Source organism: Kitasatospora sp. NPDC047058 (assembly GCF_040643935.1).
Taxonomy (GTDB): Bacteria; Actinomycetota; Actinomycetes; order Streptomycetales; family Streptomycetaceae; genus Kitasatospora.
In genome coordinates, this window is the sequence record NZ_JBEYVJ010000048.1 from 1 (window position 1) to 18,041 (window position 18,041).

The 18,041-nt window shown below is 72.7% G+C and carries 17 protein-coding genes and 1 riboswitch; of the genes, 11 read left to right on the plus strand and 6 right to left on the minus strand.

Annotation, left to right across the window (positions count from 1 at the left end; all coding sequences use genetic code 11):
- Positions 1-273: 273 nt before the first annotated feature.
- From ABZ885_RS10395 to ABZ885_RS10405, 3 genes are read right to left on the minus strand one after another with little or no spacing between them, the layout of a single operon-like run.
- Entirely contained in the window at positions 274-1,365 is a 1,092-nt protein-coding gene (locus tag ABZ885_RS10395) for a low specificity L-threonine aldolase (RefSeq protein ID WP_360186078.1), read from the minus strand.
- The gene (locus ABZ885_RS10400) at positions 1,362-2,120 is read right to left on the minus strand and encodes an SDR family NAD(P)-dependent oxidoreductase (RefSeq protein WP_360185998.1); all 759 of its coding nucleotides are present in this window, start codon (positions 2,118-2,120) and stop codon (positions 1,362-1,364) included. The genes ABZ885_RS10395 and ABZ885_RS10400 overlap by 4 nt, the downstream gene beginning before the upstream one ends.
- A complete protein-coding gene (locus tag ABZ885_RS10405) occupies positions 2,117-3,517 on the minus strand; it encodes a DUF6421 family protein (RefSeq protein ID WP_360186000.1) in 1,401 nt (466 codons plus the stop codon). The genes ABZ885_RS10400 and ABZ885_RS10405 overlap by 4 nt, the downstream gene beginning before the upstream one ends.
- Positions 3,518-4,029: 512 nt before the next feature.
- Here ABZ885_RS10405 and ABZ885_RS10410 point away from each other — a divergent pair.
- The 5 genes from ABZ885_RS10410 (at position 4,030) to ABZ885_RS10430 (ending at position 8,533) form a co-directional block, all read left to right on the plus strand.
- Positions 4,030-4,896 carry an ABC transporter substrate-binding protein gene (locus ABZ885_RS10410; RefSeq protein ID WP_360186003.1) on the plus strand — a complete coding sequence of 289 codons (867 nt, stop codon included), beginning with the start codon at positions 4,030-4,032 and terminating at the stop codon, positions 4,894-4,896.
- A 29-nt stretch (positions 4,897-4,925) separates the two neighbouring features.
- The gene (locus ABZ885_RS10415) at positions 4,926-5,861 is read left to right on the plus strand and encodes an amino acid ABC transporter permease (RefSeq protein WP_360186005.1); all 936 of its coding nucleotides are present in this window, start codon (positions 4,926-4,928) and stop codon (positions 5,859-5,861) included.
- Positions 5,858-6,661 (plus strand): amino acid ABC transporter ATP-binding protein, encoded by an 804-nt coding sequence (locus tag ABZ885_RS10420; RefSeq protein WP_360186008.1) that lies wholly within the window; start codon positions 5,858-5,860, stop codon positions 6,659-6,661. Before ABZ885_RS10415 ends, ABZ885_RS10420 begins: the two co-directional genes overlap by 4 nt.
- 194 nt (positions 6,662-6,855) lie before the next feature.
- Complete coding sequence (locus ABZ885_RS10425) at positions 6,856-7,443, plus strand: DUF5134 domain-containing protein (protein ID WP_360186011.1); 588 nt, start codon at positions 6,856-6,858, stop codon at positions 7,441-7,443.
- A 142-nt stretch (positions 7,444-7,585) separates the two neighbouring features.
- Positions 7,586-8,533 carry a M56 family metallopeptidase gene (locus ABZ885_RS10430; protein WP_360186014.1) on the plus strand — a complete coding sequence of 316 codons (948 nt, stop codon included), beginning with the start codon at positions 7,586-7,588 and terminating at the stop codon, positions 8,531-8,533.
- 108 nt (positions 8,534-8,641) lie between these two features.
- Here ABZ885_RS10430 and ABZ885_RS10435 read toward each other — a convergent pair whose 3' ends face one another.
- Entirely contained in the window at positions 8,642-9,073 is a 432-nt protein-coding gene (locus ABZ885_RS10435; protein WP_360186017.1) for a MarR family transcriptional regulator, read from the minus strand.
- 87 nt (positions 9,074-9,160) lie between these two features.
- Between ABZ885_RS10435 and ABZ885_RS10440 the strand changes: the two genes are divergently transcribed.
- Positions 9,161-10,675 (plus strand): MFS transporter, encoded by a 1,515-nt coding sequence (locus ABZ885_RS10440; RefSeq protein ID WP_360186020.1) that lies wholly within the window; start codon positions 9,161-9,163, stop codon positions 10,673-10,675.
- Between the two features lie 219 nt (positions 10,676-10,894).
- Positions 10,895-11,500, plus strand: a complete 606-nt coding sequence (locus ABZ885_RS10445; RefSeq protein WP_360186023.1) for a TetR family transcriptional regulator — start codon at positions 10,895-10,897, stop codon at positions 11,498-11,500.
- Between the two features lie 42 nt (positions 11,501-11,542).
- Here ABZ885_RS10445 and ABZ885_RS10450 read toward each other — a convergent pair whose 3' ends face one another.
- Complete coding sequence (locus ABZ885_RS10450; protein WP_360186026.1) at positions 11,543-12,409, minus strand: helix-turn-helix transcriptional regulator; 867 nt, start codon at positions 12,407-12,409, stop codon at positions 11,543-11,545.
- A gap of 417 nt (positions 12,410-12,826) precedes the next feature.
- On the opposite strand from ABZ885_RS10450, the gene ABZ885_RS10455 reads away from it, so the two are divergent.
- Positions 12,827-13,363, plus strand: coding sequence for an ATP-binding protein (locus ABZ885_RS10455; RefSeq protein ID WP_360186029.1), 537 nt, complete (start codon positions 12,827-12,829; stop codon positions 13,361-13,363).
- A 275-nt stretch (positions 13,364-13,638) separates the two neighbouring features.
- Here the strand turns inward: ABZ885_RS10455 and ABZ885_RS10460 are convergent, their stop codons facing one another.
- Positions 13,639-13,893 carry a DUF397 domain-containing protein gene (locus tag ABZ885_RS10460; RefSeq protein ID WP_360186032.1) on the minus strand — a complete coding sequence of 85 codons (255 nt, stop codon included), beginning with the start codon at positions 13,891-13,893 and terminating at the stop codon, positions 13,639-13,641.
- Positions 13,894-14,407: 514 nt separating this feature from the next.
- On the opposite strand from ABZ885_RS10460, the gene ABZ885_RS10465 reads away from it, so the two are divergent.
- The 3 genes from ABZ885_RS10465 (at position 14,408) to ABZ885_RS10475 (ending at position 18,024) form a co-directional block, all read left to right on the plus strand.
- Positions 14,408-15,331 (plus strand): hypothetical protein, encoded by a 924-nt coding sequence (locus ABZ885_RS10465; RefSeq protein WP_360186035.1) that lies wholly within the window; start codon positions 14,408-14,410, stop codon positions 15,329-15,331.
- Between the two features lie 864 nt (positions 15,332-16,195).
- Positions 16,196-16,396: riboswitch (cyclic di-AMP (ydaO/yuaA leader) on the plus strand.
- The gene (locus ABZ885_RS10470; RefSeq protein ID WP_360186038.1) at positions 16,383-17,642 is read left to right on the plus strand and encodes a transglycosylase family protein; all 1,260 of its coding nucleotides are present in this window, start codon (positions 16,383-16,385) and stop codon (positions 17,640-17,642) included. Its footprint overlaps the riboswitch before it by 14 nt.
- 181 nt (positions 17,643-17,823) lie before the next feature.
- Positions 17,824-18,024 (plus strand): hypothetical protein, encoded by a 201-nt coding sequence (locus tag ABZ885_RS10475; protein ID WP_360186041.1) that lies wholly within the window; start codon positions 17,824-17,826, stop codon positions 18,022-18,024.
- Positions 18,025-18,041: the final 17 nt, after the last annotated feature.

An 18,041-nucleotide genomic window follows, 5' to 3' on the forward strand; every position in this document is an offset into this window, starting at 1 on the left:
GTTGACTTTTGGCACGCTGTTGAGTTCTCAAGGAACGGACACTTCCTTCGGACCGCCTTCCAGCGGGCCCTCCGGGCGCTTCGTTCTTTCGTGTTTCCAGCTTATCAGATGTTTTCCGCCCCGTTTTCCGGAGCTTCATTCCCATCGGATTTGCTTTCCGCTTGTCCCCGCTCTCTCGCGGCGACTCCGGAACTGTACGGGGATCGGCCCGCCCCATGCAAATCGTCCCGCCCTGCCGGAGCAGGACGGGACGATCCGTGGTTCAGGCACGCGTCAGGCGCGTCCCATCTCCTCCGCGATGGCGGCCGCGAAGGCGTCGATGTCCGCCTCCGTGGTGTCGAACGAACACATCCAGCGGACCTCACCGGTGTGCTCGTTCCAGAAGTAGAAGCGGTAACGCTTCTGCAGTCGCTCGCTGACCTCGCGCGGAAGAATCGCGAAGACCGCGTTCGCCTGCACCGGGCGGACGATCGTCACGCCGTCGATGTCGCGGACCGCCGCTTCCAGCCGGCTGGCCATGGCGTTGGCGTGGCCGGCGTTGCGCAGGTAGAGGTCACCGGCGAGCAGCGCCTCGAACTGGACCGAGACGAAGCGCATCTTCGACGCCAGCTGCATCGAGGTCTTGCGCAGGTACTTGATGTTGCGGACCCGCTCGGGGTTCAGCACCACCACGACCTCGCCGAAGAGCAGACCGTTCTTCGTGCCGCCGTACGACAGCACGTCGACGCCGACCTCCGTCGTGAAGGCGCGCAGCGGCACGCCGAGCGAGGCCGCGGCGTTGGCCAGGCGCGAGCCGTCCACGTGCACGAGCATGCCGTGCTGGTGGGCGTGCTCGGTGATGGCCCGGATCTCCTCGACGGTGTAGAGGGTGCCGAGCTCGGTGCTCTGGGTGATCGAGACCGCGAGCGGCTGCGCGCGGTGCTCGTCGCCGAAGCCCCAGGCCTGCTGGTCGATGAGCTCGGGGGTGAGCTTGCCGTCCGGGGTGGGGACGGTGAGCAGCTTGATGCCGCCCATCTTCTCGGGGGCGCCGCCCTCGTCCACGTTGATGTGGGCGGTCTCGGCGGCGATCACCGCGCCCCAGCGGGGCAGCAGGGCCTGCAGGGCGACGACGTTGGCGCCGGTGCCGTTGAAGACGGGGTACGCCTCGGCCTTCTCGCCGAAGTGGCGGCGGAAGACGTCCTGCAGGTGGGTGGTGTAGTCGTCCTCGCCGTACGCGACCTGGTGACCGCCGTTGGCCAGGGCTATCGCGGCGAGGACCTCCGGGTGCACGCCGGCGTAGTTGTCGCTGGCGAAGCCGCGGACGGCGGGGTCGTGCCGCCGTACCGCGTCCGTGCCGGAGGTGCCGGAGGTGGTGGGGTCGGTCATCGGGCTGTCAGCCACAGGTGCTGTCCGTTCAGTTCTGCTGCGGGGCGGTCCCAGAGGCCCGCCAGGGATGCGGCGAGGTCGGCGGTGTCCGTGAAGCCGGCGAACTTCGCGTCCGGCTTCTCGGCCCGCATCTCGGGACTGACCAACGCCTTGATCACCAGGATCGCAGCTGCGGCGGTGGGCTCGCCGTCCTCGGCGGTGGTCTCCTTCTTGAAGGAGTCCGCCATGGCGAGCGTCCACGCCTCGGTGGCGGCCTTGGCGGCCGCGTAGGCGGCGCCGCCGGCGGTCGGCTTGTGCGCGGCCGCGGCGGAGACCATGGCGTAGCGGCCGGACTCGCTGCGGACCAGGGCCGGCTGGAAGGCCAGCGAGGTGTGCTGGAGGGTCCGGACGACGGTGTCGTGCAGGAAGTCCCAGTCGTCGATCCGGGAGTCGAAGAAGGTCTTGCTGCCGCGCCAGCCGCCGACCAGGTGGAACAGGCCGTCGACGTGGCCGTGCTCGGCCTCCAGGTGGTCGGCCCAGTCGTGCACCTCCTGCGGGTCGAGCAGGTCGATGACCTGCCCGCTGACCCGGGCACCGGGGACGGCGGCCCGCACGCTGTCGAGCGCCTTGTCGAGGCGCTGCGGGTCGATGTCGGCGCCGATCACCGTGGCGCCGTCGGCCGCGAGGCGGCGCATGACGGCCTGGCCGGCCGGGCCGCTCGCTCCGGCGACGGCGATGACCTTGCCGGTGAGCGACTTGTCGGTGGTGCTGGTCACGCGGCGACTCCCTGGATGCCGTTACCGGTGATGCCGGTGGTGGAGGCGATGACGCCGCTCAGCTTCTTGTTGAGGGCCTCGAAGAACATGCTCAGCGGGAACTCGTCCGGCAGCACCGCGTCGCAGAGGGCCTTGTTGAGGGCCTTGCCGTCGGTGATGTCGAGCGGCAGCGCCTCGGGGCCCTTGGCCCAGGTGGAGGCGGGGTGCGGGGTGAGGTAGCGGGAGACCAGCTCGTAGGCGGCGATCCAGTGGGCCGCCTTCGGGCGGTCGATGCCGTCCCGGTAGAGGGTCTCGATCTCGCCGCAGAGCGCGTTGGTGACCTGCGGGGCCCGCTCCCAGTCGATGCTGAGGCGGTTGTCGCGCCAGCGCAGCGCGTCGTGCTTGTGCAGGTAGGCGAAGAGCAGCTGGCCGCCGAGGCCGTCGTAGTTGCGCACGCGGTCACCGCTGACCGGGAAGCGGAAGATCCGGTCGAACAGGATCGCGTACTGGACGTCGCGGGCGTGCTTGTTGCCCTCGGACTCCAGCTTCACGGCCTCCTTGAAGGTCGTGAGGTCACAGCGGAGCTCCTCCAGGCCGTACATCCAGAACGGGCTGCGCTGCTTGATCATGAAGGGGTCGAACGGCAGGTCGCCGTGGCTGTGGGTGCGGTCGTGCACGAGGTCCCACAGCACGAAGGTCTCCTGCGCGCGGTGCTGGTCCTGCAGCAGGCCCTCGGCGTCGGCCGGGATCTCCAGGCCGAGCTGCTGGACGGCGCTGGTGCTGACGGCGCGGAAGCGGGCGGCCTCGCGGTCGCAGAAGATGCCGCCCCAGGTGAAACGTTCCGGCGCCTTGCGCACGGCCACGGTCTCGGGGAAGAGGACGGCGGAGTTGGTGTCGTAGCCGGCCGTGAAGTCGGTGAAGGTGATCGGCACGAACATCGGGTTGTCGAAGCGGGTGCGCTCCAGCTCGGCCAGCCAGTCCGGCCAGACGACCTTCAGCAGGACGGCTTCCAGGTTGCGGTCCGGGTTGCCGTTCTGGGTGTACATCGGGAAGACGACCAGGTGCTCGAGGCCGTCCTCGCGCTGGTCGGCGGGCTGGAAGGCGAGCAGCGAGTCCAGGAAGTCTGGCTCCCGGTAGCCGGTGTCCGCCCACTTGGCCAGGTCGACGTCGACGGCGGTGAGGTACTCGGCGTCGTGCGGGAACAGCGGGGCGAGCTCCTCGACGGCACCGCGGACGGTGGCGACCAGCGGGTCGACCGTGTGCCGCTGCACGGCGGCGAGGTCGATCGAGCCGTCCTTGGACTGGAGCGGGCGCAGGGCCTCGACGGCTTCCTTCAGGCGCAGCCAGGCCGGGTGGCCGGCGAGGTCGGAGACCGGAGCGTCGGCCGCCTCAGCGAGCTTTGGCGAAAGATTCTGCATCGGGGACTCACTTCGACAGGAGGGTTTTCAACGGGACCACCATAAGTACGAAAGGTTCTCCTGTTCAAGGGGGGGCCTGCCGACAGATCTCCCGTGATCAGGGCCGACGACAGGACAACGGCCGGTGAACGGCGGCCCAACGGCCGTGCCGGGGGCGGGATGTCCGGCATGTGGAACGGCGTGCGGATCTTCTGGACAGGCGCACCGTGGGGATGCGAACCTCCCGCCATGCTCCCGGCGGTGAACCTGGTGGCCCGGCGCCCCATCGACCTGCTCCGGGCGCCCTCGTGTTGTCACGTCTGCGGTTGTGCGTGCGGCCCCTGCTGCCGCTGTCGCTGATCCGGCTCGGGGGTGCCGCGGATGCGGCCCCGTACGCCGACCATGCCGCCTGTGTTCCGGCGCCGCCACCGGGGGGAAGTGACCCGCCTGGGTGCGGCCCCGCCGGCCCGGCCGACGCCCGCGCGTTTTCTCCCTCTCCGCCCTGCCCGGTCCCTGCCTCCAGGAGCCCCTTCATGACCTCTCTGCGCAAGCCGTTCACCGCCCTGCTGGTCGCCGCCGCCGCGCTGACCGCCTGCGCCCCGCAGGACGGCGCCTCCGACGCCGGTGCGAGCGCGCCGGGGACGGCCGGCGGCTGCGCGCCGGGTGCGCTGGCCACCCGGACGACGGGGACGCTGACCGTGGGCACCGACAAGCCGGCGTACGACCCGTGGTTCTCCGAGGACGAGCCGGGGAACGGGAAGGGCTTCGAGTCGGCGGTGGCGTACGCGGTGGCCGAGAGGCTGGGGTACCCGAAGGAGAAGGTGACCTGGGTGGTCACGCCGTTCGGCAAGGCCACCGCCCCGGGAGCCAAGGACTTCGACTTCGACGTCAACCAGGTCTCGATCAGCGCCGAGCGCCGGCAGGCGGTGGACTTCTCCTCCGGCTACTACGACGTGCGGCAGGCGGTGATCGCGCTGAAGGGCTCCAAGGCGGCCTCCGCCAGGAGCATCGCCGACCTGAAGGGCGCCAAGCTGGGCGCCCAGGTCGGCACCACCAGCCTGGACGTGGTCACCGGCACGATCAGGCCGGCCGCGCAGCCGGCCGTCTTCGACTCCAACGACCTGGCGAAGGCGGCGCTGAAGAACGGCCAGATCGAGGCGCTGGTGGTGGACCTGCCGACGGCGTTCTACATCACCGGTGCGGAGGTGACGGACGCCCAGGTGGTGGGCCAGTTCGAGGGCGCGGCGCAGGGCGAGCAGTTCGGGCTGGTGCTGGACAAGGGGTCCCGGCTCACCGGGTGCGTCAGCCGGGCGGTGGACGAGCTGCGGGCCGACGGCACGCTGGCGCGGCTGGAGAAGCAGTGGCTGTCCGACGCCGTCGCCGCGCCGGTGCTGAAGTGAGCGACCCCGCGATGAGTGCGGACCCGGCGATGAGTGCGGACCCGGCGATGAGCTCGGCCCCCGCGGTGAGCACGGACCCGGCCGCGGGCACCGTGCTGCGCAAGGACGGGCCGGACGACGGCTACCGCCCGTCCGAACGCCGGCTGGCACACGAGGCGTACCGTCGCCGCCGGGCCCGCCGCTCGGCGCTGATCGCCGCGGTGTCGACCCTGGTGACGGCGGTGGCGCTGATCCTGGTGGTGGTCGGCTCCCCCGGCTGGGAGACGACCCGGCGGACGTTCTTCAACGCCGGGTACGCCCGCCAGGCGCTGCCCGAGGTGCTGAAGGGGCTGCGGATCAACCTGGAGCTGATGCTCGGCTGCGGGGCGCTGATCCTGGTCCTCGGCCTGCTGCTGGCGGTGCTGCGGACGCTGCGCGGTCCGGTGTTCCTGCCGGTGCGGCTGCTGGCCACGGCGTACGTGGACTTCTTCCTCGGCGTGCCGATGATCGTCTGCCTGCTGGCCATGATCACCGGCGTGCCGGCGCTGCGGCTGACCGGCGTGACCACCGACCCGCTGCTGCTCGGCGGCGCCGCGCTGGTGCTGACGTACTCGGCGTACGTCTCCGAGGTGTTCCGGGCGGGCATCGACTCGGTGCACCCGAGCCAGCGGGCGGCGGCCCGTTCGCTGGGGCTGAGCAACGCCCAGGCGATGCGGTACGTGGTGCTGCCGCAGGCGGTCCGCCGGGTGGTGCCGCCGCTGCTGAACAACCTGGTCAGCCTGCAGAAGGACACCGGCCTGGTGTCGATCGGCGGGGTGATCGACGCGGTGTACGCGGCGAAGATCATCACCGGCCGGTCGTTCAACTTCACCCCGTACGTGGTGGCGGCGCTGGTGTTCATCGTGCTGACCGTCCCGCTCACCCGGTTCACCGACTGGCTGACCCGGCGGATGAACCGGCGTCAGCACCAGGGAGGTGCGGTGTGACGACCACCGGAGCGGTCACCACCGGGCCGGCCGGCGGGGCGGCGGACCGGCCCGCCGTGCTGCGGCTCGAGTCGGTGCGCAAGACCTTCGGCGGCCAGGTGGTGCTGCGCGACGTCGGCCTCGCGGTGCCCGAGCACTCGGTGACGGCGCTGATCGGGGCCTCCGGCTCCGGCAAGTCCACGCTGCTGCGGTGCGCCAACCTGCTGGAGCGGATCGACGACGGCGCGGTCTACCTGGACGGCGAGGAGATCACCGACCCGCGCACCGACGAGGACGCCGTCCGGCGCCGGATCGGCGTGGTGTTCCAGTCGTACAACCTGTTCCCGCACATGACGGTGCTGGAGAACATCACGCTCGCCCCGCGCCGGGTGCACGGCGTCCCGCGGGCCGAGGCCGAGGCGAAGGCGGTGGCACTGCTGGAGCGGCTCGGCCTGGCGGCGAAGGCGAAGGAGTACCCGGACCGGCTCTCCGGCGGCCAGCAGCAGCGCGTCGCGATCGCCCGGGCGCTGGCGACCGGGCCGCGGCTGCTGCTGCTCGACGAGATCACCGCGGCGCTGGACCCGGTGCTGGTGGGCGAGGTGCTCGCGGTGGTGCGGGACCTCAAGGAGCAGGGCATGACGATGGTCGTCTCCACCCACGAGATGGGCTTCGCCCGGGAGGTGGCCGACCAGGTCTGCTTCCTGGACGCCGGCGTGGTGCTCGAACAGGGCCCGCCGGAACGGGTGTTCGGCGATCCGCAGCACGAGCGGACCCGGCACTTCCTGAGCCGGGTGGCCGCCTCCGGGCGGCTCACCCCGTAGCCCGGGAGCACCGGGGAGACCCCGGGGCTGTGCCGCCGCAGCCCCCGATCTCCCCAAAACCAATGCGCTGGTGCCCACCGGAGGGATTCACTCCGGTGGGCACCACCGTGCGCCCCCGTGCGCGCCCTGCTGCGTGCGGCCCCGAGCGGTGATCGTGGACGGTACGCCCGTCCGCGCCGCCCGGGAGGCCGCCGTTGCACGGACCAGTCCTGCTCAGCTGGCTGCTGGCCGCCCTCACCGCGGCCGCCGGCGGCCACTGCCTCGCCCGGCTGCGCCGCTCCCCCTGCACCGCCCACGCCGCGGACCGCCCGGCCGCGGCCTCCCGGCACGCCTACGAGTCGGACGCCGCCGAGGCGTTGATGGGGTTCGGGATGGCGGCGATGGCCGTCTCCGGGAGCACCGTGCCGGCCGCCGTCTGGGCCTGGCTGTTCGGCGCCCCGGCGGTGGCCTTCCTGCTGGCCGCGGCCGGCGGTCCGGCCCGCCGGGCGCACCGGCTGCACCACGCGGTCGGCGGGCTCACCATGACCTACATGGCGCTGGCGATGGGCGCCGGCTCCGGGCACGGCCACCACCATCCGGCCGGCGCGGGAACGCCGCTGCTGACCGGTGCGCTGCTGTTCTACTTCGGCGGCTACTCGCTCTGGGCGGGGGTCCGGCTGCTGGGCGCCCCGGCCACCGCCGCCCAGGGCGCCGCCGGTCTGCCGACGGCCACCGCGGGGCTGCCGCGGGCCTGCCGGCTGTCGATGGGCATCGGCATGTTCGCCATGCTGCTGACGATGTGAAGCGGGCCGGTTTCACCCGGTGCGTGGCGTTGGTCACTGGCTGCCCGAAAGTGGCCGAAAGCCGTTCCACCGGACGCCGCCACCGCTTAGGTTGGCAGGGAGCGCGCTGCCGCGTTCCGTGCGTACTCGGGGAGCCCATGCCATGACGGCCCTGCTCGGCCTGCTGCTGCTCGGACTGCTGCTCTCGACCGTGGCGCCCCGGCTGCTGGCCCGGGCCCGCTGGGTCGAGCGTGAACCCGTGCTGGCCCTGCTGGTCTGGCAGTGCCTGGTGGTGGCCGTGCTGCTGTGCTGCGCACTGAGCCTGGTCCTGGCCGCGTCGGCCGCCCTGCCGGAGCTGCGGACGGCGCTGTTCTCGGGCGCGCCGCACGGCGTGGAGGCCGCGTACGGGCTGCAGGACGCGGAGGGCTGGGGGCGGCTGTGCGCGGCGGTCCTGGCGGCGGGCGGGCTGCAGACCGTGCTGGCGCTGACCCGCGAGGTCCGCTCGGCGAAGGCGCTGCGCGACCGGCGGCACGCCCAACTGGCGAGCCGGGCACCCGAGTTGCCGGAGTCCATCGACAGCCTGCGGAGCCGCCGGGAGCGGCTGGTGGTGCTGGAGAACGTCCGCCCGGAGGCGTGGTCGCTGCCGGGGCACAACTCCCGCCTGGTGGTCACCACCGGCGCCCTGCAGCAGCTGACCGACCGCGAACTGGCCGCCGTGCTGAGCCATGAGCGCGGGCACGTCCGGGCCCGGCACCACTGGCTGTCGCAGTGCTCCCAGGCGCTCGCCTCGGGCTTCCCCGGGGTCGGCGTGTTCAGCGCCTTCCGGGACCAGGTGGGCGAGTTGGTGGAGCTGGCCGCGGACGACCGGGCGGCGCGCCGGCACGGGCGGCACACCACCGCCCTGGCGCTGGCCGAACTCAACCTGGGCAGCGGGGTGTTCGGCTCCTGCCCGCCCGGTCAGGCGCAGTCGCCGAAGCGGGTGGACCGGCTGCTCGCCGGGCGGCCGCGGCTGCCCGTGACGCACCGGCTGCGGCTCACCGTGGGGGCGCTGGCCGCCCCGGCCGCCGCCGTCCTGCTGGCCGCGGCACCGGGGCTCTCGACCCTGTTCTGAGCGCCCCCGCTCTGAGCAGCCCTGTTCTGAGCGCCCCCGCTCTGAGCACCCCCCGCCCTGAGCGCCCCCGTTCTGAGCGCCCCGGGCGGGGCCGGATCCGGCCGGGCCTCAGCGCGATCCGGCGCAGCCGCCCTCCAGCGGGCTGCCGAGGGTCAGTGCGAGCACCTCGCGCTGCAGCGGGCGGGCCTCGGTGTAGCGGCGGCAGCCCTCCTCGGTCAGGGCGACCTGGATGCCGCGGCGGTCGTTCGGGCACATCGTGCGGGTGACCAGGCCGGCCTTCTCCAGGCGGCCGATCAGCCGGGAGAGCGCGCTCTGGCTCAGGTGCACGGTGTCGGCCAGCTCCTGCACCCGCAGGGTGTGGGAGTGGTCGGCGTTCCGCTCCTCGACCAGGCGTTCCAGCACCTCGAACTCGCTCATGCCGAGCCCGTGCTTCTCACCCAGCTCCCGGTCGAGCAGGCAGGCGGTGGCGGCATGCCGGGCCAGCAGGTCGCGCCAGGACGCGACCAGCGCCGCATCCGCGTCGGAGTCGAGTTCAGCCACGGCGCCACGGTAGCACGTGCACATGAACCTTATGTGTCCACATCTAATTCGCTTGCATTGGTTGCACGTGCATGTAGTGTCCTCCCCATGACCACCGCGACCACCAATCCGACTGACGGTTCATCAACCGGCGGGCTGCACTGGACTCCCCGCCTCTGGGGCACGCTGATCGTGCTCTGCGCCGCGATGTTCCTGGACGCCCTGGACACCTCGATGGTGGGCGTCGCCCTGCCGTCCATCGGCTCCGAGCTCCACCTCTCCACCTCCGCCCTGCAGTGGGTGGTCTCCGGCTACGTCCTCGGCTACGGCGGCCTCCTGCTGCTCGGCGGTCGCGCCGCCGACCTGCTCGGCCGCCGCCGGGTCTTCCTGGCCGCCCTCGCCGTCTTCGCCGCCGCCTCCCTGTTCGGCGGCCTGGTCGACGACGGCGGCCTGCTGATCGCCGCCCGCTTCCTCAAGGGCGTCGCCGCGGCGTTCACCGCGCCGGCCGGCCTGTCGATCATCACGACCACCTTCGCCGAGGGCCCGGCCCGCAACCGCGCCCTGTCGATCTACACCACCTGCGGCGCCAGCGGCTTCTCGCTCGGCCTGGTGCTCAGCGGCCTGCTCACCTCGGTCGGCTGGCGCTGGACCTTCCTGATGCCGGTCCCGGTCGCCCTGCTGGCCCTGGTCTTCGCCGTCCGGATCCTCCCCCGCCCCGCCGAGGACCGGGCCAAGGGCGGGTACGACGTCCTGGGCGCGATCACCGGCACGGCCGCCGTCCTGCTGCTGGTCTTCACCGTCACCGAGGCGCAGGGCGCCGGCTGGGCGAGCCTGCGCACCCTCGGCTCGCTGGCCGTGGTGGCCGCGCTGGCCGCCGCGTTCCTGGTCACCGAGAGCCGCACCGCGCACCCGCTGGTCCGGCTCGGGATCTTCCGCAACGGCGCGGTCGCCCGGGCCAACCTGATCGCGTTCACGATCTTCGGCTCGTACGCGGGCTTCCAGTTCATCGTCACGCTCTACCTGCAGCGGCTGCTCGGCTGGTCGGCCCTGGAGATGGCCCTCGGCCTGCTGCCGGCCGGCGCCCTGGTCGCCCTCTCGGCGACCCGGATGGGGGCGATCGTGGACCGCTTCGGCACCGGGCGGCTGCTGCCGATCGGCGTGCTGGCGCTGGTGCTCGGCTACACCGTCTTCCTGCGGCTGGACGAGCACAGCTCGTACCCGGAGCTGATGCTCCCCAGCATGGTCCTGCTCGGGATCGGCTTCGCGCTCGCGTTCCCGTCCGTGAACATCGCGGCCACCGACGGCGTCGCCGACGAGGAGCAGGGGCTGGCGTCGGGCCTGGTCAACACGGCCTTCCAGGTCGGCAGCGCGATCGTGCTGGCCGTGGTCACGGCGGTGATCACCGCCGGCAGCGGCGGCGGCGAGAGCCCCACGGCCCAGCTGGACGGCTACCGGCCGGCCCTGGTCCTGGTCACCGCGGTCGCACTGCTCGGCTTCGCGGTCGCCGCGGTGGGTGCCGTGCTCGACCGGAGGAAGAAGGCAACTCCCGTGGCCGTAGCGGACTATGATTATCCGTCAGTCGACCTGGCCGATCGGCGGGGCGAGATCCTGACCAAGCGCTGACCGGTCCCGGGACCGACCCCTCGTCCCCGGGCGGGCGCCGGCTCCACCAAACCCCCGTGTTGGTGGAGCCGGCGTCTCCGTACAAACCGGCCCTGCTCCGCCCGCCGCGCGCGGGCTCTTCCCGGTCCGGCCGCTCGCCCCGTCAGTATATTGGCCGGGAGCCAACGGATGTACGGAGCAGACACGATGGCACCTCGCGGGGATTCGGTCAATGAGGAGATGCGCCAACGCTCCCGCCGGCGCATCATGCGAGCCACCGTCGAACTGGTCGACCAGCACGGTTACGCCGGCACCACCCTCACCGACATCGCCGAGCGGGCCGGACTCGCCCGCGGGCTGCTCTCCTACTACTTCGACGGCAAACGGCTGCTGATGCAGTCGGCCACCCACCGGATGATGCACCAGGCGCTCTCGGAGGCGCTGGGCGAGCTCGCACCGGAGGCCTCGCCGGAGGACCGGCTGGCCCGGGCGATCGACACGGTGCTGGGGCTGGCGATGGACCACCCGCGGGTGATGCGCTCACACCTGGCGCTGATCCTGGACCCGGACACCGGCGCGTTCGTGCAGGACCCGGAGCAGCGGCAGCTCGGCGCGATCCTCCAGGAACTGCTGCGCGACTGGGGCGCACCGGACCCGGCCGCCGAGCACGCGGTGCTGCGCAGCGCGCTGATGGGCGGTTGCATCGGCGTGCTGCTGCCGGGGGCCGAGCTGCCGCTGGCCCCGATCCGGGCCGACCTGTTCCGCCGCTACGACCTGGACTGGCGGCTGGGCCGGCCGCCGCAGCCGCTCCCGCCGGAACGCGAACGGCCGCCGGCCCGCGGCTGAGCACGGGGGCCGGCGGCCGGCGGCGTTCCGGCGGCGGCGGTGTCAGCGCTCCTTGAGGATCGACGCCAGCAGGTCGATGGTGCGCTCGGGCGTCAGGCTGTCCACGCAGAGCCGTTCCATGACCTGGATGTACGCGTCGACGTCGTCCCGCTTGTCGAGGTAGAGCGCGCTGGTGAGCTGCTCCAGGTAGACGACGTCGGCGAGGTCCTGCTCGGGGAACCGCAGGATGGTGAAGGCCCCGGACTCCCCGGCGTGCGCGCCGAACCGGAACGGCATCACCTGGATGACCACGTTGGACTCCTCGGCGGCGTCGATCAGGTACTGCACCTGACCGCGCATCACCTCGGGCCCGCCGACCGGGCGGCGCAGCGCGGCCTCGTCGATGACGGCCCAGAGCCGGGGGCTGTTGCCCTCGCTGAGCAGCTTCTGCCGGCGCAGCCGCAGGCTGACCCGGCGCTCGACCTCCTCCTCGCTGATCACCGGCCGACTCTGGCCGAAAACCGCCCGCGCGTACTCCTCGGACTGCAGCAGGCCGGGGATGAACTGCACTTCGTAGGTGCGGATCAGTGCGGCGGCCTCCTCCAGGCCGACGTAGGTCTGGAACCAGCCCGGCAGCACGTCGTTGAAGCTGTGCCACCAGCCGGACTTGTTGGCCTCGCGGACCAGGCCGAGGAGCGCCTCGCGCTCGACGCCGTCGTCCACGCCGTAGAGGCTGAGCAGGTCGGCGACGTCGCGCTCCTTGAAGCTGACGCGGCCGAGCTCCATACGGCTGATCTTGGACTCGGAGGCGCGGATCGCGTAGCCCGCGTCCTCGCGCGTGATGCCGCGCGCCTCGCGCAGCCTGCGCAACTGGGAGCCGAGGAGGATCCGGCGGACCATCGAGCCGCCGCCCGGCTGAACTGTGGTCATGCGGTCGAAACCTCCACCTAGGGCAAACAGCGCACAGTCTGCCATCAGTTGAGCGCTCACGGTGCCGATACTGACGGATGTTCCTATCAGTTCTGCACCCCGCACACCAGGATGCACGTGCATTCGGCGTTTGCATATGCCATTTGAACGACTGCACGTGAATCGACTCTTGCATCTGCAGTGAGCGCAGAGGACCATGGTGCACGTGCACCTGCACATCCCTGGCAATCCCGCGGGCTCCGCGTCGACCCCACGCGCGACTCCGTGCACCAGCCCGGCAGCGCCCCCGCGCCACCGGGCGTTCGTGTGCGCGCGCGCCTGGTCGAGGGGGCGGCCGTGCGGCCGAGCGAGTCGGAGGTGACCGGCATGACCCCGGCGGGTCCAGCCGTGTCCGCCCCCTTATGGGAGGAGCTCTTCATGAGCACGGGTACGGCCTTGGCAGTCGATCCCCATGTGGTCACCTGTACGCTCGCCCCTCGCTACGAAGCCGTCAGAACCGCGCGCGACTTCGCCAGAACCGCTCTCCAGCGCTGGGGGCTGGGCGAGCTGTTCGACGACGTCGCGCTGGTGGCCTCGGAGTTGGTGACCAACGCCCTGCGGCACGCCATCGGCGCGCGCCCGGGTCCGGCGGGCGGCACGCTCGACGACTACGACTTTCCCACCCAGCCGTCACCCGATGCACGGCTGCCGATCCGAATAAGTCTGGTGCACCGCGCCCCGCAGGTGGTCTGCGCGGTCAGCGACCCCAGCAGCACCGGGCCGGTGGCGCGGGAGGCGGACTTCGTCGCCGAGTCGGGGCGCGGGCTGCACCTGGTGGACTCGTTCAGCCACTCCTGGGGCTGGCACCCGCTGGGCAGCGGCAAGGTGGTCTGGGCCCTGTTCGAGGCGGCGGGCGCCGCGGGAACGGCGGAGGCGGCTCCCGGACTCGGCGGCCGGCACCGACGCTCGGCCTGACCCACGGGCAGCAGGCCCGGCCAGGGGCGGCAGGAACGGCAGGAACGGCACCCGGAGCACACCACGCCACCCGGGCGACCACGGCACAGCGGCACCGCGACGGCGGCGGACCGGCGACCCTCGGGCAGCGGGCACCGGTGGCCCCGGCGGGGCCGCGCACGCACGGCGGCGGGCCGCAGGGCCGCGCACGCGGCGTCAGGCCGCGGACGAGACAGTAAAGGCCGTCGTGGTGTCAGCACCCACGACGGCCCCCCGATGGCGAAGACGGCGGCCGGTCAGACCGCCAGGTGGTCGAACTCCCCGTCCTTGGCCCCCAGCAGCAGCGCCGCGATCTCGGCCCGGGTGTAGATCAGCGCAGGACCGTCCGGGAAGCGCGAGTTGCGCATCGCCACCTCGCCCCCCGGGAGGGCGGCGAACTCGACGCAGTTGCCCTGAGAGTTGCTGTGCAGGCTCTTCTGCCAGACCACGTCCTTCAGGTCCGCAGCCGCCATCCCGTTGTACGGGCCGCCCGTGTCGTACTTGTCGTGCATAGAAATCTCCCGAAGAGCTCCGGAGTGATCGTCCAGCTCGGCGCCCCGGCCCTCAGCCGAACGAAAGGGGCCGGCCCCGTACCGGCCCGGCACAACGCCTCACTTGACGTGATGATAGCTCCAGTGCACGTGCATCAGCACGGGACGTTGCAGGTGCACGGGTCGTTCGCCGCCAAACCGCAAGTCTTCACCACTCGGACACCTGACGGTACGCAAGCGGACAAAGCCGACCGAACCGGCAGGGCGGCGATAACGGCCCGTAGGCGACTCCCCGCTGAATGTTGATCTTCGAACGCCCGGAGTCGCACCTTAGTGACGCTCCGTCAGACGCCTCCCGACCTGTGAGACATCTCACGCGGGACGGGTGCAACGCGCTAGTCTGTTCGACGCGTAGAAGAAGGTGTTCCGGCCACAAGGAGTTTTGGCGGAATTTGTCCGGATTTCGGGCAAGCCGCCCGGTCCGGTTCGGTAGCCGACTTAAGGCCCGGCGGCCCGATGTCCTACGATCTCCGCCATGAGCACCGCAGCCATCCCGGGCGCGCCACTGCCCGTCCGCACCCCAGGCTCCCGTGCGCGGGGGCGCCACCGCCGCCCCGAGCGCCCCGAGATCCCGGCCGGATCCCCGGCCCTGGTGCTCGCGGTGCCCGCGCCCGCCGGGCCCGAGTCCCGCTCCGTCGTCGAGGAGCTGCTCTCGATCGTCCGCAGTGAACAGAACGGCGTGCAGACCGCGGCCGGCTACCTCCCGGGCGACGGGAGCGAGGGCGGTTCCGCCGGCGACGAGCACACCGTCGCCGAACTGCTCGCGCACGCCGCCGAGGCCGGCCTGCCCGCGCCGGTCGTGGTGCCGCTGGTCCCCGGACCGCACGGCTTCCTGGCCGGGCTCCACGAGCTCGCCGCCGAGTACGGCGCCCTGGTGACCGACGCGCTGGGCCCGCACCCGCTGCTGGCCGAGGCCGTCCACGTCCGCCTCTCCGAGGCCGGGCTGGCCCGGGCCGACCGCGCCCGCCTGTTCGCCATCGCCACGGCCGCGGACGGCGTCGTACTCACCACCGTCGGCGGCCAGGACGCGGCCGACGCCGCCGGCATCACCGGCATGCTGCTGGCCGCCCGGCTGGCCGTGCCGGTCGTCGCCGCCGCGCTCGACGTGCCCGGCTCGGTGGCCGACGCCGTCGCCCACCTCAAGGAGATGGGCTCCCAGAACCCGGCGCTGGCCCCGCTGGTGATCGGCCCGGAGGCCGACTCCGAGCTGCTCGCCACCGCCGCCGAGGAGAGCGGCTGCCCGTCGGCCGCGCCGCTGGGCGCGTACCCGGCCGTGGGCCAGCTGATCGCCTCCACCTACCTGGCCGTGCTGCCGGCCGTCGACCCCTCGGCGCAGGCCGAGGAGGCCGCCGAGGAGGCTGCCGGCGAGTCCGGCGGCGGGCGGCACGCCGCCCAGTAGCGGACCACCCGCACAGACCGTCCGAAGGGGCCCGGAACGCCTGCGTTCCGGGCCCCTTCACGCGTCCCCACACCCCACCGCCCGTCGCGGGCGCGGCCCTTGGTGCCGTCCCGACCCGGACGTCCGCGCGTCGGGTCGCGCCGGCGCCGTCGCGGACCCCGGGGCGGGCGTACGAGAGGGCCGCCTCCGGGGTGACGGTGGATCCGCTGACGGGACCGCACGGCGGCCGGCCGCAGCGGGCGGAGAGGCCGTCATCGTCCGGCGGGCCCACCGTGGTGACGGCCCGTTCGCCGCCCGGCTCGACCGGCAGGGAGGCGACGCCCGTGTCGGTGCCGAGCGCCCCTTGCCGGCGCTCCGGACCGCGCCGTGCCCTCCCGCCCCTGTCGCCCTGGTCGACGGCGGGCTGCCCGGGTCGGCCGCGGGCACGTCGGGCTGCCCGGCGAGCGGCGCGGGATCGGCGACGGCGACGCCCTGACTCCCACGACCACCGCGAGGACCGCTCCGACGGCGGGCCAGTGCGGCATTGTGCGGTGTCTTACGGGAGTTCGGCCTTGTTCAGGTGTAATGTCCGGTCTGCCATGCTTTGCCCGGCGATGCGCCCTGCGACCCCGCCCGGCCGGACAGTCCTCACCCGCGGCCGTCGCCGCGCAGCCTTCTCCCCGGACGACCGCGCCGACTCCGGCCTCCTGAGGCGCAGGCAGGTGCGGCCGCCCTCAAGGGCGTTGCGCGAAATCGGTCATTTCTGATCATGACGGACAGCCCCACGGCCTTCCATTCGTAAACCGTGACGGGTCTCACACATGTTTGCGGTTTGAACGGGAGTCTGCTTAACGTGCTCCCCGTTCGTGGCCACACGGACCCAGCTCATCCGCAACGCCGAGTCCTGCCGTCGGGTGCGCTGGCAGCGCAGAACGCACCACGGCAGGAGCGGGGGAACCACAGGTAAGTCGCCCCGGACCGGTCCGCGTACCGGTTCTGGGCTAGGGGTGAAGCCGCGTCCACAGCGCGGCCGGGCAACTCCAGCCCGAATCCGACAGCTCACCTCGCAGGCGTGGGAGAGGACCGCATCTTCATGCTGCCCACCAACGGCACCCGCCTGTCCGGCCGTACCCGCCGCGCCATCGCCGCGCTCGGAGTCGCGGGCATCGGCCTCACCATCCCCTGCCTGACCACCACCACCGCCTCCGCCGCCACGGTCGCCACCTGGGACAAGGTCGCCCAGTGCGAGAGCAGCGGCAACTGGAGCATCAACACCGGCAACGGCTTCTACGGCGGCCTGCAGTTCACCAACAGCACCTGGGCCGAGTTCGGCGGCACCGCGTTCGCGGCCCGCGCCGACCTCGCCACCAAGGACCAGCAGATCGCGATCGCCGAGAAGGTGCTCGCGGTCCAGGGCCCCGGCGCCTGGCCGGTCTGCTCGGTCCAGGCCGGCCTGACCAAGGGCGGCGCCCCGGCCGCCGTGGACACCACCACCACCAAGCCCGCTGCGCAGGCCCCTGCCGCGGCTCCGGCCCCGGCCGCCAAGCCCGCCGCCCAGGCGCCCGCCCAGGCCGCGCCGAAGGCCGCTCAGGCCCCGTCCGCCGACTCCGCCAAGGCCACCTGGTCCCAGAACTGGCAGGACAAGGACCGGTCCCGGGCCGACTACACCGTCGTCGAGGGCGACTGGCTCTCCGCGATCGCCGACAAGCAGCACGTCCAGGGCGGCTGGGAGAAGCTCTACGAGCTCAACCGCGACGTCCTGACCCAGGGCGCCGACGTCATCTACCCGGGCCAGCACCTGCACCTCGGCGACCGCGCCCAGGGCACCGCCGACCAGAAGTCGGACCAGCAGTTCGACTGGTTCAACCGCGGCTCCGGCCAGGGCTCCACCGCCGCCAAGCCGGCCGCGCAGACCCAGGCCGCCAAGCCCGCCGCCCAGGCGCAGACCCCGGCGCCCGCCCAGGCCGCCACCGGCAGCATGGCCGCCGCGGTCGCCTTCGCCGAGTCGAAGGTCGGCCAGGCGTACGTCTACGGCGGCACCGGCAACGGCGGCTGGGACTGCTCCGGCCTGACCCAGGCCGCGCTGCGCGCCGCGGGCGTCTCCGTCCCGCGCGTCGCCGCCGACCAGGCCTCCGCCAGCACCCACGTGTCGCTGGACGCCCTCAAGCCGGGCGACCTGCTGTTCTGGTCCAACAACGGCCAGGACTCCGGCGTCTACCACGTCGCGCTGTACGTCGGCGACGGCAAGTACGTCGAGGCCGCCAACCCGAGCGCGGGCGTGCGGGAGCAGACCATCGCCAACTGGGCGCCGGACTTCGCCGGCCGGGTCTGACACCACCCACCGGGCGCGCACCGGTACGCCGAAGCCCCCGGGGAGAGTCTGGTCGCTCCTCCCCGGGGGCTTCGGCCTGCCCGCACACCGGGCCCGCGGCGCACGCCCGCGGCGGTCCGGGTCATGGTCAAACCGGCGCGCAGCGGGCATCCTGCTGCTCCGCACCCGAGAAGGAGTCTCCATGGCCCAGATCACCGTCACGCTCGACGCCAACCTCGCCATCGACGTGATGATGCTCTCCGGCACCCGGAACCCGCAGGACGCCGTCGAGCTGGTCCTGCGCGACTACCTGGCCCGGGGCCGGCGCACCGAGACCCGGACCGGCGAGGCCGCCGACGGGCAGCGGCTCGACCCTCAGCGCCCGACCGCCCAGGAGGGCTGAGACGCGCACGACCGGGG